General features: G+C 73.0%; 15 protein-coding genes. 12 read left to right on the top strand and 3 right to left on the bottom strand.

Going from position 1 to position 17,713, the window contains the following annotated elements:
* Positions 1 to 71: 71 nt before the first annotated feature.
* From fbaA to ACFZCD_RS05325, 8 genes are all read left to right on the top strand, one after another.
* The gene (fbaA, locus tag ACFZCD_RS05360) at positions 72 to 1,094 is read left to right on the top strand and encodes a class II fructose-bisphosphate aldolase (RefSeq protein ID WP_106682282.1); all 1,023 of its coding nucleotides are present in this window, start codon (positions 72 to 74) and stop codon (positions 1,092 to 1,094) included.
* 299 nt (positions 1,095 to 1,393) lie between these two features.
* A complete protein-coding gene (locus ACFZCD_RS05355) occupies positions 1,394 to 2,860 on the top strand; it encodes an MFS transporter (RefSeq protein WP_391829002.1) in 1,467 nt (488 codons plus the stop codon).
* A 128-nt stretch (positions 2,861 to 2,988) separates the two neighbouring features.
* The gene (locus tag ACFZCD_RS05350; protein WP_391828118.1) at positions 2,989 to 3,402 is read left to right on the top strand and encodes a DUF3151 domain-containing protein; all 414 of its coding nucleotides are present in this window, start codon (positions 2,989 to 2,991) and stop codon (positions 3,400 to 3,402) included.
* A gap of 166 nt (positions 3,403 to 3,568) precedes the next feature.
* The gene (locus tag ACFZCD_RS05345; protein WP_391828116.1) at positions 3,569 to 4,399 is read left to right on the top strand and encodes a tryptophan 2,3-dioxygenase family protein; all 831 of its coding nucleotides are present in this window, start codon (positions 3,569 to 3,571) and stop codon (positions 4,397 to 4,399) included.
* Between the two features lie 133 nt (positions 4,400 to 4,532).
* Positions 4,533 to 5,897: a kynureninase gene (locus ACFZCD_RS05340; protein ID WP_391828114.1), complete on the top strand. Its 1,365-nt coding sequence runs from the start codon at positions 4,533 to 4,535 to the stop codon at positions 5,895 to 5,897.
* Positions 5,894 to 6,673 (top strand): alpha/beta hydrolase, encoded by a 780-nt coding sequence (locus ACFZCD_RS05335; RefSeq protein ID WP_391828112.1) that lies wholly within the window; start codon positions 5,894 to 5,896, stop codon positions 6,671 to 6,673. Before ACFZCD_RS05340 ends, ACFZCD_RS05335 begins: the two co-directional genes overlap by 4 nt.
* Positions 6,674 to 6,863: 190 nt before the next feature.
* Complete coding sequence (locus ACFZCD_RS05330) at positions 6,864 to 8,255, top strand: sensor histidine kinase (protein ID WP_391828110.1); 1,392 nt, start codon at positions 6,864 to 6,866, stop codon at positions 8,253 to 8,255.
* Entirely contained in the window at positions 8,252 to 8,911 is a 660-nt protein-coding gene (locus tag ACFZCD_RS05325) for a response regulator (protein ID WP_391828108.1), read from the top strand. The genes ACFZCD_RS05330 and ACFZCD_RS05325 overlap by 4 nt, the downstream gene beginning before the upstream one ends.
* Positions 8,912 to 9,060: 149 nt before the next feature.
* Here ACFZCD_RS05325 and ACFZCD_RS05320 read toward each other — a convergent pair whose 3' ends face one another.
* Complete coding sequence (locus ACFZCD_RS05320) at positions 9,061 to 10,221, bottom strand: hypothetical protein (RefSeq protein WP_391828107.1); 1,161 nt, start codon at positions 10,219 to 10,221, stop codon at positions 9,061 to 9,063.
* A gap of 265 nt (positions 10,222 to 10,486) precedes the next feature.
* Here ACFZCD_RS05320 and ACFZCD_RS05315 point away from each other — a divergent pair, with 265 nt between their 5' ends.
* Entirely contained in the window at positions 10,487 to 11,773 is a 1,287-nt protein-coding gene (locus ACFZCD_RS05315; RefSeq protein WP_391828105.1) for an adenylosuccinate synthase, read from the top strand.
* 90 nt (positions 11,774 to 11,863) lie between these two features.
* Here the strand turns inward: ACFZCD_RS05315 and ACFZCD_RS05310 are convergent, their stop codons facing one another.
* Positions 11,864 to 13,759 carry a serine/threonine-protein kinase gene (locus ACFZCD_RS05310; RefSeq protein WP_391828103.1) on the bottom strand — a complete coding sequence of 632 codons (1,896 nt, stop codon included), beginning with the start codon at positions 13,757 to 13,759 and terminating at the stop codon, positions 11,864 to 11,866.
* A gap of 145 nt (positions 13,760 to 13,904) precedes the next feature.
* Positions 13,905 to 14,108, bottom strand: a complete 204-nt coding sequence (locus tag ACFZCD_RS05305) for a cold-shock protein (protein ID WP_030367030.1) — start codon at positions 14,106 to 14,108, stop codon at positions 13,905 to 13,907.
* 441 nt (positions 14,109 to 14,549) lie between these two features.
* Between ACFZCD_RS05305 and ACFZCD_RS05300 the strand changes: the two genes are divergently transcribed.
* The 3 genes from ACFZCD_RS05300 to ACFZCD_RS05290 all read left to right on the top strand — a co-directional run bounded on the left by ACFZCD_RS05300 (position 14,550) and on the right by ACFZCD_RS05290 (position 17,563).
* Positions 14,550 to 15,905 carry an aspartate aminotransferase family protein gene (locus ACFZCD_RS05300; protein WP_391828100.1) on the top strand — a complete coding sequence of 452 codons (1,356 nt, stop codon included), beginning with the start codon at positions 14,550 to 14,552 and terminating at the stop codon, positions 15,903 to 15,905.
* A 199-nt stretch (positions 15,906 to 16,104) separates the two neighbouring features.
* A complete protein-coding gene (locus ACFZCD_RS05295; protein WP_391828098.1) occupies positions 16,105 to 16,779 on the top strand; it encodes a GntR family transcriptional regulator in 675 nt (224 codons plus the stop codon).
* A 133-nt stretch (positions 16,780 to 16,912) separates the two neighbouring features.
* Positions 16,913 to 17,563: a hypothetical protein gene (locus ACFZCD_RS05290; RefSeq protein WP_391828096.1), complete on the top strand. Its 651-nt coding sequence runs from the start codon at positions 16,913 to 16,915 to the stop codon at positions 17,561 to 17,563.
* Positions 17,564 to 17,713: the final 150 nt, after the last annotated feature.

Here is a 17,713-nt window from a genome sequence, read left to right as displayed (position 1 = left end):
ACGATGACCGTCGCCCCCTAGGTCAGGGCCCCGAATCACGCCCGTACCCGCACATCACAAGGAGCGGACAGATGCCCATCGCAACCCCCGAGGTCTACAACGAGATGCTCGACCGGGCGAAGGCAGGCAAGTTCGCCTACCCGGCCATCAACGTCACCTCGACGCAGACCCTCCACGCCGCGCTGCGCGGCTTCGCCGAGGCGGAGAGCGACGGCATCATCCAGATCTCCACCGGTGGCGCGGAGTTCCTGGGCGGTCAGTACAGCAAGGACATGGTCTCGGGTGCGGTCGCGCTCGCCGAGTTCGCGCACGTCGTCGCCAAGAAGTACCCGGTGAACATCGCGCTGCACACCGACCACTGCCCCAAGGACAAGCTGGACGGTTACGTCCGCCCGCTGCTCGCGATCTCCCAGGAGCGCGTCGCCGCCGGCCAGAACCCGCTCTTCCAGTCCCACATGTGGGACGGCTCCGCCGAGAAGCTCGACGAGAACCTCGCCATCGCGAAGGAGCTCCTCGCCGAGGCCGTGAAGGCGAAGATCATCCTTGAGGTCGAGATCACCCCGACCGGCGGCGAGGAGGACGGCGTCTCCCACGAGATCAACGACGACCTCTACACCACCGTCGCCGACGTCGAGCGCACCGCCGAGGCCCTCGGCCTGGGCGAGAAGGGCCGCTACCTGCTGGCCGCCTCCTTCGGCAACGTCCACGGCGTCTACAAGCCGGGCAACGTCGTGCTGCGCCCGGAGCTGCTCCGTGAGCTGCAGGACGGCATCGCCGCCAAGCACGGCAAGGCCGACCCGTTCGACTTCGTCTTCCACGGCGGCTCCGGCTCCACGGAGGAGGAGATCCGCACCGCGCTGGAGAACGGCGTCGTGAAGATGAACCTCGACACCGACACCCAGTACGCCTTCACCCGTCCGGTGGCGGCCCACATGTTCAAGAACTACGACGGCGTCCTGAAGGTCGACGGCGAGGTCGGCGACAAGAAGACCTACGACCCGCGCACCTGGGGCAAGCTGGCCGAGGCGAGCATGGCCGAGCGCGTCACCAAGGCGTGCGCGGACCTGCGCTCCACGGGCACGAAGCTGAAGTAAGGACCCGCGCTCCACGGACCCGCGCTCCACCGGCACGGATCCGGAGCACCGGCCTGAGGGCTCACTGCAGGCGAAAGGGCCGTTCCGCTCACCGAGCGGGGCGGCCCTTTCGCCTACGGCGGGCCCTCACTCGCGTGGCCGTGCGCGCCCGGCCAAGGGATGATCGCGGCATGAGCGACTCCGCACCGGAACCCGGGCGCGGCCCCCGCCCCGAACCGCCACCGGCGCAGGCCGCGGGGCCAGGACGGACGTCCGGCGGGGCAGCCCGGGTGTCCTCCGGCGGCGGGCCCGCCGTGCGCATGGGCACGGCGACGGGGCGCGCGGTGCTGCTGACCGCCGTGCTCGGCTCGGGCATGGCCATGCTCGACAGCACCGTCGTGAACGTCGCCCTGCCGCACATCGGCCGGGACCTCAACGCCGACCTGGCGGTCCTGCAGTGGACCGTCAACGCGTACATGCTCACCCTCGCGGGCCTGATCCTGCTGGGCGGCGCCCTCGGCGACCGCTACGGACGGCGCCGGATCTTCGTGATCGGGGTGGTGTGGTTCGCGCTCGCCTCGCTGCTGTGCGGGATCGCCCCCGGCGCCGGTGTGCTCATCGCGGCGCGGGCCCTGCAGGGCGTCGGCGGGGCGCTGCTCACGCCCGGTTCGCTCGCCCTCATCCAGGCCGTCTTCCGCGAGGAGGACCGGGCCGCGGCCGTCGGCGCCTGGTCCGGCCTGGGCGGGGTGGCCACCGCGGTCGGCCCGTTCGTGGGCGGCTGGCTGGTGGACGGCCCCGGCTGGCGCTGGGTGTTCCTGATCAACCTGCCGCTGGCGGCGGTGTGCGTCCCGGTGGCCCTGAAGTACGTGCCCGAGACCCGCGATCCCGGCGCGGGCGGGCGGTTCGACGTCCTCGGCGCGGCCCTCGGCGCGCTCGCCCTGGGCGCCGTGACGTACGCGCTGATCGCCGCCCCCGACAAGGGCGCCTCGCCGTGGGTGATCGGCCCGGCGGTCGCGGGCGTTCTCCTGGGGATCGCCTTCTGCCGCGTGGAGGCCCGCAGACCGGACCCCATGCTGCCGCTGGGGATCTTCTCCGTCCGCCTGTTCTCGTCGATCAACGCGGTGACGGTGTGCGTCTACGCGGCCTTCAGCGGCTTCTTCTTCCTCTCCGTGCTGCAGCTGCAGGTCGTGGTGGGCTGGTCGGCGCTCCAGGCCGGCACGGCCCTGCTGCCCACGACGGTCCTGATGCTGCTGCTGTCGGCCCGCTCCGGAGAGCTCGCCCAGCGGATCGGCCCGCGCCTGCCCCTCACCGCCGGGCCGCTGCTGTGCGCGGCGGGCATGGCCCTGATGGCCCGCGTGGACCGCGGCGCCTCGTACTGGGCGGACGTGCTGCCACCGCTCGTGGTCCTGGGCCTGGGCATGACGGCCCTGGTCGCCCCGCTCACCGCGACCGTCCTGGCCTCCGTGGACGTGGCCCGCGCCGGCCTGGCCAGCGGCATCAACAACGCGGCCGCACGCGCCGCGGGCCTGGTCGCCGTGGCCGCGCTGCCGCTGCTGGTCGGCATGGGACCCGACGCCTACCGCGACCCCGCGGCGTTCGCGCGCGCCTTTCGCAGCGCCATGTACTGGTGCGCCGGCTCGCTCGTGGTGGGCGCGGCGCTGGCCTGGTTCACCGTCCGCGCGACGACCCTGCGGGCCCCCAAGCCCACCGGAGAGGAGCCCTGCCACCCGGAGACCACGTACCACTGCGGAATGGCGGCCCCGCCGCTGGACCCGGGCGACGCCTGAGGGCGGGCGCGGCGGTGCCGGGCGCGCGTCCCGGACCGGGTCGCTCTCCGTGGCGCCCGGCCCGTATTCGGTAACGGCGGGTCCCGGCACCTGCCCAGGCGGCAGGACGACAGGGCAAACTGGAGCCCATGTCCATTCACGAGAACCTGCTCGGGGGACCGCCCCCGACCCATCTGCCCGACGACCCGGAGCCGCGCGAGCTGCTCGCCTCCGGAGCGGCCCCCGCCGAGGTCGCCGCGAAGTACCCGGCGTCGTCGCTGGCCTGGGCCCAGCTCGCCGACGAGGCGTTCGAGGGCGGCCGGGTCGTCGAGTCGTACGCCTACGCGCGCACCGGCTACCACCGCGGCCTCGACGCGCTGCGCCGCAGCGGCTGGAAGGGCCACGGCCCGGTGCCCTTCGAGCACGAGCCGAACCGCGGCTTCCTGCGCGCGCTGCACGCCCTCGCGCGGGCCGCGCAGTCGATCGGCGAGCAGGAGGAGTACGAGCGCTGCACCGCCTTCCTGCGGGACAGCTCGCCCACGGCCGCCAGCACCCTGGGCTGACCGGCCCGCCCGCCGGCGCCGCGCGTCCCCCGCCGGAACGCCCCGCAGAGTGCGGGGCGTTCCGGCTGTCCGCGGGTTATCCACAGGCCTTGCCGTGACGGGCCCGCGGCCCGCATGATCGCCGCAGTGGCCCGGCGAACCCGGGAGCGACGGCAGGGGAGACGACGTGACTTCTTCCGACCCTCAGGACACGGCACCCAACCTTCACTTCACCGGCACCACCCCGTACGAGGACTATGTGCGGGCGTCCGTGCTCAGCAATCTTCAGGAGCCGCTCTCCGAAGACCCCGGAGAGATGGCCTTCCTCGTCACCACCCAGGTGATGGAGCTCTGGTTCCGGGTCATCGTCCACGAATGGGAGACCGCCGCGCGGGCCCTCCGCGAGGACGACCTGCCGGTGGCGATGGCCGCCCTCAAACGGTCCACGTACGAGCTGCAGTCCCTCAACGCCAGCTGGGAGCCGCTGGCGCACCTCACCCCGGCCCAGTTCAACGCCTTCCGCTCCGCGCTGGGCGACGCCTCCGGCTTCCAGTCGGCCATGCACCGGCGGCTGGAGTTCCTCCTCGGCGACAAGTCCGCGGCCATGCTGGTGCCGCACCAGGGCGCGCCGCAGATCCACGCCGAGCTGGAGAAGGCGCTCTACGCCCCGAGCCTCTACGACGAGGTCTTGCGCCACCTCGCGCGCCGCGGCCATGCGATACCCGCGGCCGTCCTCGACCGCGACGTCTCCGAGCGGTACGTCGCCCATCCGGCGGTCGAGGCGGCCTGGGAGCGCATATACGCCGGGGACCAGGGCAGCGAGGAGTGCCGGCTGGGGGAGGCGCTGACGGAAGTCGCCGAGCTCGTGTGGCGCTGGCGCAACGACCACCTGGTGGCCACGCGCAGAGCCATGGGAGCGAAGGTGGGCACCGGCGGATCGCCGGGCGTGGCCTGGCTGGAGAAACGGGCGACGAAGAACGTGTTCCCCGAGCTGTGGACGGCGCGCAGCCGTGTCTGAGAAGCCGACGGCACCGAAGGCTCCAATAACGCCTACGGCTTCAACGACTCCTACGGCTTCAACGACTCCTACGGCTCCGGCGATGCCTACGGCTCCGGCGATAGCTACGGCTTCAACGACGCCGCTGACACCGATGGCCGAGGAGGCCGCAGCGCTCGACGCCGCCGACGGACTGGCCGCCAAACGCGCCGAGTTCGACCTGGACGACGCCGTCGTCTACCTCGACGGGAACTCCCTGGGCGCCCCGCCCCGCGGCGTCGCCGGCCGCCTCGCCGACGTGGTCGGGCGCGAGTGGGGACGCCTGGGCATCCGCTCCTGGGAGGAATCCGGCTGGTGGACGGCCCCGGAGCGCGTGGGCGACCGCATAGGCCGCCTCATCGGCGCCGCCCCCGGCCAGGTCGTCACCGGCGACTCGACCAGCGTGAACGTCTTCAAGGCGGTGGTGGCGGCGATACGCATGGCACAAGGGGCAGGGCGGGACGGGGAGGGTGGGGAGGGGGGAGGGGAGGGGCCCCCGGAGGGCAGTCCGCAAGGCCGGGGCCGAGAAAGGAACCGGGACCGGCCCCCAGCCCAACCCCCCGGCGCCGTACGCGACGAAGTGCTGGTCGACTCCGCCACCTTCCCCACCGACGGCTACATCGCCCGGTCCGCCGCCCGCCTGACCGGCTGCCGGATCCGCGCCGTCGACGCCGCGGGCATGCCCCGCGCGGCCGGCCCCCGCACCGCCGTCGCCCTCGTCAACCACGTCGACTACCGCACCGGCCGCCTCCACGACCTCCCCGGCACCACCGCCGCCCTGCACGCCGCCGGCGCCTACACCGTCTGGGACCTCTGCCACAGCGCGGGCGCGCTCCCCGTCCACCTCGACGCCGACGGGGCGGACTTCGCGGTCGGCTGCACGTACAAGTACCTGAACGGCGGCCCCGGCGCACCGGCCTTCCTCTACGTGCGCCGCGACCTGCAGGACCGTTTCGACTCCCCGCTCCCCGGCTGGAACTCCCACGCCGACCCCTTCGCCATGGCCCCCGCCTACGCGCCCGCCGACGGCGCGGTCCGCGGCCGCGTCGGCACCCCCGAAATCCTCTCCCTCCTCGCCCTCGACGCCGCCCTCGACGTCTGGGACGGCGTGCACCTCGCCGCCGTCCGCGCCAAGAGCCTCGCCCTCACGGACTTCTTCCTGCGCTGCGTCGCGGAGTACGTGCCGAAGGGCCGCGTCGAGCCCGTCACGTCCCGCTCGCACGCCGAGCGCGGCAGCCAGGTCTCGCTGCGGTACGACCCGGGCGCGAGCCCCGGCCCCGGATCCGGCCCGGGCGCCGGCGAAGTCATGGCCGAGCTCGTCCGGCGCGGCGTCGTGGGCGACTACCGGCGCCCGGACATCCTCCGGTTCGGATTCACGCCGCTGTACACGCGTTTCGCGGACGCAGAACGGGCCGCGCGGGTCCTGGGTGACGTACTGAAGGACGTACCGAAGGACGTACCGAAGGAGGCCCGGCCGTGACCGCCGACGAAGACGCCCTGTTCGGCCTGGCCTACGTGCCGCCCGACACCACCGTGTCCTACGGCCCCCACCCCAGCCAGGTGGTCGACTTCCACCTGCCGGCCGAGCCGGCCGGCGTACGAGTGACCTTGCTGCACGGCGGGTTCTGGCGCGAGGCGTACGACCGCCGCCACCTCGCGCCGCTCGCAGCGGCGCTGGCCGCGCACGGCGCCGAGGTGGCGCTGGCGGAGTACCGCCGCGTGGGCGGTGACGGCGGCGGAGGCTGGCCGCAGACCTACGAGGACGTCGTCCGCGCCATCGGCGTCCGCCACGGCAGCCCGCCCCGCCACGTCCTGGTGGGCCACTCGGCGGGCGGCCACCTCGCGCTCTGCGCGGCGAGCGAGGACACCGGTGCGGACGCCGTCGTCGCCGTGGCCCCGGTCGCCGATCTCGCCCGGGCGCGGGAGCTCGGGCTGAGCGGAGGAGCGGTGGACGAGTTCCTGGGCGGCAGCCCGCACCCGCGCCCGCGCCCGTATTCACACCCGCACCCGTACCCGGACGCCGATCCGGTACTGCGCCCTCCCGCGCGCGTCCCCGTGACCGTCCTCCACGGCACCGCCGACCCGGACGTCCCCCTGGAACTGTCCCGGTCCTACGTGGCGGCGGCGGGAAGCAACGCGTCGCTACGGGTCCTGCCGGGCACAGGTCACTACGCCGCGGTCACACCGGGCACTGTGGCGTTCGGCACGCTGCTGACGGCACTGGGGCTCAAGGACCCGCAGCCCCGCACGCCGTAGCCCCGCACGCCGTAATGCGCCCAGGGCGGGCCCCGCACAGCCCCGTAACGCGGCTCCGCACGGTCCCGTAGTGCCGCCCCGCACGGCCCCGTAATCCCCCTCCCGGCACCGCATCCGTCTTAAGGAGGACCCTCGGAGATCCGCATTCATGGGGACGACCTACGAATTGCCGTTCCCTACGGTTGATGGTGTGACCGACACCCATGAGACCAGCCTGCGCAGTGAGATACGGCTAGTGAGAGGCGCCCTCGACCGGCTCCGCGAGGACCTCTTCCACGACGCCTTCGCTTTCCGGCCGCTGCCGCCGCTCGCCGCCGATCACCGGCTGGTCCGGCTGCTGCCCCGCCGGGCCGGCCGGTACGCGCGCTGGCTGCCGCACGCCGCTCTCGTGGCCTTCGCGTGCATGTTCATCCTGGCAGCGTCCGAGCACGAGGGCGGCCGGTTCGGCCTCTTCGCCGGACTGCTCGTGGGGGCGCCGATGCTGACGACGCTCTTCCGGCCGGTCGGCGCCTGGTGGGTGTCCGCAGGGGTGCTGTTCTTCGCCAGCCTCTTCGGCGGTTACTCCCTCAGGCCGTGGAGCCCGGCCCTGTTCATCTCCCACCTCTTCGTCATGATGATCGTGACACTCCGCACCCGCCCCCGCGTGGCCGCCGAGATGTGGCTGCTGACCGGAGCGCTGGGGGTGTTCATGGGTGTGTTCTTCCAGGCGCTGCAGCCCTATTACGGCTTCGGCGGCGACATGTTCCAGATGATGCTCCTCTCCGGGGTCCTGCTCTTCGCCGTCGCCGCCTTCCGCGGCCTGCGCGAGACCAAGCAGCAGGTCGCCGCGCAGGTGGCCGTCACCGAGGTCGAGCGCTCCCGCCGCACCGTGCTGGAGGAGCGCACGACCATCGCCCGGGAGCTGCACGACGTCGTCGCGCACCACATGTCGGTCGTCGCCATCCAGGCGGAGGCCGCCCCGTACCGCGTCCAGGACACCCCGCCCGAGCTCGCGGCCGCGTTCCAGACGATCCGCGAGAACGCCGTGGCCGCGCTGACCGAGCTGCGCCGGATCCTCGGCGTCGTACGGTCGGAGAACCCCGACGCGTTCGCCGACCCCGAGGCCCCGCAGCCCACCCTCGAAGCGCTCCCCTCGCTGATCGGCAACATCCGTTCGGCAGGGCTGCCCGTCGAGCACGTCACGACGGGCGCCGTACGGCCCCTGCCGCAGGGCGTGGAGCTGTCGGCGTACCGGATCGTCCAGGAGGCCCTCAGCAACGTCCTGCGCCACGCGCCGGGCGCCGAGGCGCGCGTCGAGGTCAGCTACGTCCTGGGCGGGCTCGGCCTGCGCGTGGTCAACGGCGCCCCCAACCGGCTGGCCAAGCCCTCGCCCGGCGCCGGCCACGGCGTCCTCGGCATGCGGGAGCGCGTGGCGATGCTCGGCGGCGAGATGACGGCCGAGGCGACGGCGGAGGGCGGCTACGAGGTCGCGGCCTTCCTCCCGGTCACGCCCTCCGGCTCGGCCGCGCCCTCCGGTTCCGCCGCGCCCTCCGGTTCCGCCGCGCCCTCCGGTTCCTCCGCAGCGGGCGGGGCCGGCGCATGACCATTCGCGTGATGATCGTGGACGACCAGATGATGGTCCGCGAGGGTTTCTCCGTGCTGCTGAACGCCATGCCCGACATCGAGGTCGTGGGCGAGGCCGTCGATGGCAGGGAGGCTGTGGAAAAAGTCGCCACTCTGCGCCCTGACGTCGTCCTGATGGACATCCGGATGCCCGTGCTCAACGGCCTGGAGGCCACCCGGGAGATCGTCGCCGCCGATGCGGACGCGAAGGTGCTGGTGCTGACCACCTTCGACCTGGACGAGTACGTCTACCAGGCGCTGCGGGCCGGGGCGAGCGGCTTCCTGCTCAAGGACGCCTCGGCCCGGCAGCTCGCGGACGGCGTGCGGGTGGTCGCCGCCGGCGAGGCGCTGCTGGCGCCGACGGTCACGAAGCGGCTCATCCAGGAGTTCTCCCGGCTGGGCGCGCCCAAGCCGCCCACGCAGGAGCGGGTCGGCGAGCTGACCGAGCGGGAGACGGAGGTGCTGGTGCTGGTCGCGCAGGGCCGCTCCAACTCGGAGATCGCCACGCACCTCGTGGTGGCCGAGTCCACCGTCAAGACGCACGTCAGCCGCATCCTGGTGAAGCTCGGCCTGCGCGACCGGACGCAGGCGGCGGTCTTCGCGTACGAGGCGGGGCTCGTCACTCCGGGCGGCTGAGCGGACCGGCGGCCCGCCCGACGGCCGTCCCGGCCCAGCTCCACGCCCGCCGCAAGACGCCTCAGCGCCTGCCGCAACACGCCTCCCCGCCCGCCGCAAAAACGACCTCACCCGCGCTACGGCGGCTCCAGCACCACGCCACGACGGCTCTACCCCCGCGGCAAGATCAGCCGCCACGCGCCCGCGTGCGCCGTCCACGTCCGTCTGCGGACCGGCCCGCTGAGCACGCTGTCCGCGCGGTAGCGGAAGGCGGGTCCGGCGACGGTGATGCGGCGGGCCCGCGAGCGCTGCGGGTGGTCGGCGTCGTGCATGTGGACGACGAGCTCGGCGAGGCCGTCGTCCGCGGCGGTCACGGCGACACGCGTGACCGGCCGGTCGAGGTCGGTGACCAGCACTCCGTCCGCCTCGATCCGCAGCCTGGTGCAGCCGGGCAGCCTGGGGCGGCCCACGGCGGCGGCCGGACCGGTCAGCAGGGTGAGCGCGGAGCGGGCCGTACGGGCGGCGGGCGACCACCATGGCTGGTGACCTTCGCCACCCGCGCCACCCGCGCCACCCGGCCCGTCAGCCGGACCACCACCTGGCCCATCACTCGGACCACCACCCGGCCCGTCCCCCGGCCCGCCCGCCTCCACCGTCTCCAGGGCCTCCACGCCGGCCTGCACGGCCTGCACGGTTTCCAGGCCCTCCACGGCCCGCACGGTCTCCATGGCCTCCACGGGGGCTTCCCCGCCCCCCTCGGTTGCCCCGTTCGGCCCAGCCGCGTCCGCCGAACGCGCCCCCGCCGGATGAGCGCCCGCCGTATGCGTCCCCACCGCGCCCAGCGCCCGCGCCGCCGCCGGTATGTCCGTCTCCCCGGCGGGCCCGTAGCCGCCCGGGATCCACAGCCCGCCGAGGACCAGACCCCCGCTGTCGTCCACAAGCACGTCCAGACGCCGCTCCAGGCCGTCCAGGACGGCCCGGGCGGCCGCGACGGGCCCCAGGGGCACCCCGAGCGTGCGGGCCAGGGAGACGGCCGGCAGGGGCCCCACGGGGACGACGGACACCGGGGTGTCCGCCAGCTCCCGCCGGCGGTGCAGGACGCTCACCATGTGCAGCAGGGCGCGGTCGTCGCCGATGACGACGGGCCGCCGCCGGCCGCGCCGGGCCAGGGCGCGTTCGACCTCCTCCGGCCCGTCCGGCAGGCAGATCTTGGTCGCTGCGCCGCCACGGAGCACGTCCCTCGCGATCCGTACGGATTCGCCGTCCACGCGGCGGGCGGCCGGGTCGATGACCACGAGCAGAGCCTGCTCGCCAGGGTCTGGAGCCGACACCTCGGTCCTTCCTCAGGTGCTGTTTTTCCCGGGGCACGACCCCCGGCCCCCCGGTCGCGACCCGGGGCCCTGGGTCTTGCTGTTCGTCCCCCGAGCGAAATATTCGGTAATCTCTCGGTGCAAGAGCCCCTGTCGCTGTTGCGCCAGGGGCTTCGTCTATCCGGGGCACCGGTTCGACGGCTCTAGCGGTGGTGTACGCCCTGAGCAAGCGGGGTGACACCACCACGCACGTTGGACATGCCCCGCCCGGAAGGGGTGTACGCCTGTGCCCGCACTTGTGCTGCTCGGTGCTCAGTGGGGTGACGAGGGCAAGGGAAAGGCCACCGACCTCCTCGGTGGATCCGTGGACTATGTGGTGCGCTACCAAGGTGGCAACAACGCCGGCCACACGGTGGTCGTCGGCGACCAGAAATACGCGCTGCACCTCCTCCCTTCCGGAATCCTCTCGCCGGGGTGCACCCCGGTCATCGGCAACGGTGTGGTCGTCGACCCGGCGGTCCTGCTCTCCGAGCTGAGCGGGCTGAACGAGCGCGGCGTCGACACGTCCAAGCTGCTGCTCAGCGGTAACGCCCACCTGATCACGCCGTACCACACGACGGTCGACAAGGTGACGGAACGCTTCCTCGGCAAGCGGAAGATCGGCACCACCGGCCGCGGCATCGGCCCGACCTACGCGGACAAGATCAACCGCGTCGGCATCCGCGTCCAGGACCTCTACGACGAGTCGATCCTGACGCAGAAGGTCGAGGCTGCCCTCGACTTCAAGAACCAGATCCTGGCGAAGCTCTACAACCGCCGCGCGATCGACGCCGCCCAGATCGTCGACGAGCTGCTGGGCTACGCCGAGCAGATCAAGCCGTTCGTGGCGGACACGACGCTGATCCTCAACAACGCCATCGACGAGGGCAAGGTCGTCCTCTTCGAGGGCGGCCAGGGCACGCTGCTCGACGTCGACCACGGCACGTACCCCTTCGTCACCTCCTCCAACCCGACCGCGGGCGGCGCCTGCACGGGTACGGGCGTGGGCCCGACGAAGATCAACCGCGTGATCGGCATCCTGAAGGCCTACACCACGCGTGTCGGCGCAGGCCCGTTCCCGACCGAGCTGTTCGACAAGGACGGCGAGGCGCTGCGCACCATCGGTGGCGAGCGCGGTGTGACCACCGGCCGTGACCGCCGCTGCGGCTGGTTCGACGCGGTCATCGCCCGCTACGCGACCCGCGTCAACGGCCTGACGGACTTCTTCCTCACCAAGCTCGACGTGCTCACGGGCTGGGAGCAGATCCCGGTCTGCGTCGCCTACGAGATCGACGGCAAGCGCGTCGAGGAGCTGCCCTACAGCCAGACCGACTTCCACCACGCGAAGCCGGTCTACGAGATGCTGCCGGGCTGGACCGAGGACATCTCCAAGGCCAAGACCTTCTCCGACCTGCCGAAGAACGCGCAGGCGTACGTGAAGGCGCTGGAGGAGATGTCGGGCGCGCCGATCTCCGCGATCGGTGTCGGTCCGGGCCGCGACGAGACGATCGAGATCAACTCGTTCCTTTCGTAGGCACGTCCGGGCAGGCGCGACTGCAGATGCACGGCGCCCCGGTGGCTTTCGGCCACCGGGGCGCCGTCGCGTTCAGGCGATCTTCGGGTATCAGCCGGTTTTCCGGTAGACCAATGAGGCGTCCTTCGTGCCCGAGTCGGCGAAGTCGCGCCGCATGCTGCCGTCCGGGAGCAGGACGAGGTCCGACGCGGAGCCGGGCTGGCAGGCCGAGGCGGGGTTCGCGTGGGTTACCCGGGACGGGCCGAGGTGCAGCGGGCTCCCGGCGGTGCCGCCGCCGGTCGCCGTGGTCTGCCACTGGCAGGTGTACGGGGTGCCGTCGTCCAGGACACCGCTGCCGTCGATCGTCACGGCGGTGTTCGGGCCCCGCGAGATGGTGATGGCCCGGCTGTTGGTGCGCGTACCGCTCCCGAAGCCGGTCTGCCACGTACCGGCGAACGCTTGCGGGCCGGTGTTGTCACCGTCCGTGCCTGCGGCCGGACTCGTGGCGGGCGCGGGCGCGGATCCGGTCGCCGGGGCGGCGGACGGGGACGTCGTGCCGGGGGAGGCTGCCTTCGAGGTGGAGCTCACCGGCCCGGAGGCGTTGTCGTTCTTGGAGTTCTGCTTGAGCAGAAAGACCGTTCCTGCTCCGGCGATCAGGCCGGCGGCCACCACTGCGGCGAGGATCAGCGGCAACCGTGAACGGCGCGGCGCGGGAGGCCCGTAGGGGACGTAGCCGGTGACGTAGGTGCTGCCCGAGTCGTGCGGGCCGGGGGTGTGGCCGGAGCCGTACGGGCCCGGCTGCGGATAGCCGTACGGGGCGGGGGCCGGGGCCGGCGCGGGCGGCGGCAGCGGCTGCGACGACTGCGAGAACTGCGAAGACGACTGCGACGGGTGCGAAGGCGGGGGAGGCGTCGCACCGGCGGTCAGGGTCGGCGGGTCGCGCCGCACGGGCGGCAGGGGCGTCGGCAAAGGCATCGGCTGAGCGCCCGGCGTTCCCGCCGGATTTCCCCCTGCACTCGCCCCTGCACTCCCCGCCGGGGATATCGCTGTCGGCGCGTGCCCGTTCCCCTCCGGCTCCTCGTCCCGTGCGGGCTCCTCCACGTTCAGCAGCCGGACGGCGTGCCGCCCGAGCTGGGCGACGAGGCCGCCCGGCAGCCAGGGTTCCGCGGACCGCAGGTCGCCGAGCAGTTCCTCGACGCCGGTGACCTCCAGGACCTGTGCGGGCGTCGGCCGCTCCTGCGGGTCCTTGGCGAGGAACGACGTGATCAGGGGGCGCAGTCCGGCCGGCACCCCGGTCAGGTCCGGCTGCTCCTCGGCGATCCGGTACATGAGGGCGTGCACGCCGCTGTCGGCCGTGCCGAACGGCATCCGGCCGGTGGCCGCGTAGGCCAGCACCGAGCCGAGGCAGAAGACGTCACTGGCGGGCGTGACCGCGCCGCCGCGCACCTGCTCGGGCGACATGAAGCCGGGGGAGCCGACGGCTGCTCCGGTGCGGGTGAGGCCGCCGTCGGTGACGGTCTCCAGGGCGCGGGCGATGCCGAAGTCGATGACGCGCGGGCCGTCGAGGGTGACGAGCACGTTGGACGGCTTGAGGTCGCGGTGGACGATGCCCGCGGCGTGGACGGCCTGCAGGGCCCGGGCGAGGCCGGCGCCGAGGATGCGCACGGAGCGCTCGGGCAGCGGCCCGAAGTCGCGGTCGACGACCTGCCGCAGGGACGGCCCGGCGATGTAGCCGGTGGCGACCCAGGGGACCTCGGCCTCGGTGTCCGCGTCGAGGACGGGGGCGGTCCACTCGCCGCCGACCTGGCGGGCGCTGCGCACCTCCTGGCGGAAGCGCCGCCGGAACTCCTCCTGGCCGGCCAGCTCGCGGTGGACGAGCTTGACGGCCACCGTGCGGCCCCGCTCGGAGCGGGCCAGGTAGACGCGGCCCATGCCGCCCGCGCCGAGCCGCCCGAGCAGCCGGTACGCGCCGAGTGTGCGTGGATCGTCTGGCCTCAGGCCGTCCATGGGCTGGTCCTCCGTGTCCCCCGTGTTTCCTTGCGGAGAATAGCGGGACCGGAAAGGACCGGGACCCCGCACTGCGGAAAGTGCGGGGTCCCGGTCCGGGCGCGAGGGGCCCCCGGCACGGGCCGGGGGCGGGATCCGGCCGGAATCAGGCCGGAATGATGTTCTCCGCCTGGGGGCCCTTCTGGCCCTGGGTGACGTCGAAGGTGACCTTCTGGCCCTCCTGCAGTTCCCGGAACCCCTGGGTAGCGATGTTCGAGTAGTGGGCGAAGACGTCGGCGCCGCCGCCGTCCTGGGCGATGAACCCGAATCCCTTTTCGGAGTTGAACCACTTCACGATGCCGGTAGCCAAGATGCTCTCCTCGATGCGGCGGTGCCGGAATTCCCGGGCACTGCGGAATTACGCGTCGCAGTACGGCCCTTCGGACCGCCGGCCCGTAAAACACAACAGCGCCTGAAGGTCGCAGACCTTCAGGCGCGCATATGACTGGGTCCATAACTGCAACGGAAAATGACCGTAGCATGCGGCTCGCACCATTCGCGGAATTTGTGCATTTCTCCGGCGGGCACGGCGTGGCGCGGCCCGGTGCGCGCCCCGGCACTGTGTCGCTGGGCGGGGCAAGAGCCGTACACAGTGCCGGTGTCGGGCCGTTCCGGGCCCGCCTACGCTGGCCGTTGCCCGTCCCAGAGCCCCGCGAATCATCCAGAGCCCCGCGACCCATCCAGGGCCCCGCGACCCGTCCGGAGCCCCAGGGGTCCCGGGGCCACTCCCGGACCGATCGAGGTAACGACCGTGAGCACCCAGCACCCCGCCGCCGATCCCGCCGCCGGCGCCGCCGTCAAGGCCGCCGACCGCGCCCACGTCTTCCACTCCTGGTCCGCGCAGGGCCTCATCGACCCGCTGGCCGTCGCCGGCGCCGAGGGCTCGTACTTCTGGGACTACGACGGCAACCGCTACCTCGACTTCTCCTCCCAGCTGGTCAACACCAACATCGGTCACCAGCACCCCAAGGTGGTCGCCGCGATCCAGGAGCAGGCGGCGCGGCTGTGCACCCTCGCGCCGGGCTTCGCGGTGGACGTGCGGTCCGAGGCCGCGCGGCTGATCGCCGAGCGCACCCCCGGCGACCTCGACAAGATCTTCTTCACCAACGGCGGTGCGGAGGCGGTCGAGAACGCCGTGCGGATGGCCCGTCTGCACACCGGCCGCCCCAAGGTGCTGAGCGCCTACCGCTCGTACCACGGCGCGACCGCCGCGGCGATCAACCTCACCGGCGACCCGCGCCGCTGGCCCTCCGACACGGCCTCGGCGGGCGTGGTGCACTTCTGGGCGCCGTTCCCCTACCGCTCGCCCTTCCACTCCGACGGCGAGCGGCAGGAGTGCGAGCGGGCGCTGCAGCACCTGGAGGACACGATCGCCTTCGAGGGCCCGGCGACGATCGCCGCGATCGTCCTGGAGACGGTGCCCGGCACGGCCGGGATCATGGTTCCGCCGCCGGGTTACCTCGCGGGCGTGCGCGAGATCTGCGATCGCCACGGGATCGTGTTCGTCCTCGACGAGGTGATGGCGGGCTTCGGGCGTACGGGCCGCTGGTTCGCCGCCGACCACTTCGGCGTCGTCCCCGACCTGCTGACCTTCGCCAAGGGCGTGAACTCCGGCTACGTGCCGCTCGGCGGCGTCGCGATCTCGGCGGAGATCGCCGCCACCTTCGCCGAGCGGCCCTACCCCGGCGGGCTCACCTACTCGGGGCACCCGCTGGCCTGCGCCTCCGCCGTGGCGACGATCAACGCCATGGCCGAGGAAGGCATCGTGGAGAACGCCGCCCGGATCGGCGAGCAGGTCCTCGGACCGGGGCTGCGGGAGCTCGCCGAGCGCCACCCGAGCATCGGCGAGGTGCGCGGCCTGGGCGTCTTCTGGGCCCTGGAACTGGTCAAGGACCGCGCCACCCGCGAGCCGCTGGTGCCGTACGCGGCCCCGGGCGAGGCGATGACGGCGTTCACCGCCGCCTGCAAGGACCGCGGCCTGTGGCCCTTCGTGAACATGAACCGCACCCATGTCGTGCCGCCGTGCACGATCACGGAGGCGGAGGCCAAGGAGGGCCTGGCGGCCCTGGACGAGGCGCTCACGGTGGCGGACGGGTTCACTGCCTGAGGCCGGCACACGGGCGCGCAACCCCGCACGTACGTGACCGGCAGTCCCATAACCCCCGAGCCCACTCGTAAGGGCACAAGCCGCATGGGGTACCGTGCCCCGTTCCTGTGCGCACGGCCATATCGGCCATAACGGCCCTCGCATATGGTTTGCGAGGGCCGCCCGTGGTGCGCGGCCGGGGAAGGGGAGACGGAGACAGATGCCGGGCAGCGAGGCTGTCAGACGCACGACGCTGCGCGAGCAGATCGCCGATGCCTTGCGCGACGAGGTCATAGCGGGGCGCCTTCCCGCGGGCCGCCAGTTCACGGTCAAGGAGATCGCCGAGCAGTACGGCGTCTCGGCCACACCCGTGCGCGAGGCCCTGCTCGACCTGTGCGCGCAAGGGCTGCTCGACGTGGAGCTGCACAAGGGCTACCGCGTGCGCGAATTCACGTACGCCGACTTCCGGGACATGGTCGAGGCCCGCTCGCTGATCGTCGAGGGCATCTTCCGCCGTGCCGCGGACCGCGCGCTGCGCAGCGTCTCCCCGGCCGCGCTGGCCTCCGTGCGGCGCCGGGCCGAGGAGGCCTCGCGGGCGGCCGTCGCGGGCGATCTCGACATCCTCATCGGCTACGACCTCCGCTTCTGGCGCGAGCTCGCCGCGATCGTGGGCAATCCCTACATATCCGACTTCCTGAACACGGTGCGGGTGCAGGGCTGGGTCTTCACCGTCCCGCTGCTGCGCCGCATGCCCTCGCTCCGCGGCCGCCTGTGGCACGGCCACAGCGAACTGGTCGAGGCGGTGGCCGCGCAGGACGCCCAGGAGACGGAGCGGATCATCACGGCGTACAACCAGCACTCCCTCGCGCTGATCGAGGCCTCCCGCCCGGTATGACAACCGGCCCGGCGGCACTACTCTGGCTCGACCATCGCTTCAACGGCCGGTGAGGGGGCGAGGACCGGGGCCCGGCGCCCGTGCGTCCCGCCCGTACCGGAAGTTGCGTCGTCGCGAACGAGAGTGAGTTCACGTGGCCTGTGACCTCTGGCTGGTCCCCCTCGTCGATGTGCTGTGCCACAGCCCGGACAACCCCTTCGCCGAGGAGATCGCCGCGTACGACAAGGCGCTCGGCGACGCCGGGCTGCCGCCCGTCCCCGTCTTCGGCTACATGCCGGGGCTCTCCGGGGACGTGGCCCCCGTCGCGGGCTTCGACTACGACGCCCTGCACTTCCTGCGGCGCGCCCATCTCCTCAACCTGTGCGGCCTCGCCGTCACCCCCGTGGACGAACTGGGCGGGGACTACGAGCAGTTGCTGGAAATGTTCGAGGCCACGGCGCAGCAGTCGCACCTGGTGTGGCACTACGACCACGCCGGTGCGTACGTACCGGTGGACTTCGCCCATCCGCTGACCAGCGACGAACTCCTCGAAGGCGGCGGTCCTTTGGGGTCGAGCCAGGGGCTGCTGCGCGAACTGCACGCTGTCGCGCCGGTGCTGGGCATCGATCCCGCCAACCCGCCTGCGGCGCCCGCCGCTCCGGAGCGGCCCACGGGGCTGGAGGAGCGGGCGGCGCCCGGGCCGGAGGACGACAGCCCCTTCGCGCGGGAGCGGCACGTCTGGCTGGGGCTGCACGCCGCGGCGACGCGCAGCCTGGGACAGGGGTCGATGATCGTCTTCAGCTGAGCCGGCCCGGAGCGGGCCGGGCGCCGGCGAGGGCCCGGCCCCGGCCCCGAACAGCCCCCGGCCCCGAACAGCCCCCGGCCCCGAACAGCCCCCGGCCCCGAACAGCCCCCGGCCCCGAACAGCCCCCGGCCCCGAACAGCCCCCGGCCCC

The organism is Streptomyces sp. NPDC008001 (assembly GCF_042958085.1).
Classification (GTDB): Bacteria; Actinomycetota; Actinomycetes; order Streptomycetales; family Streptomycetaceae; genus Streptomyces.
The sequence above is the reverse complement of the archived record's forward strand: the minus strand, read 5'-3'. Positions and strand labels throughout refer to the sequence as shown.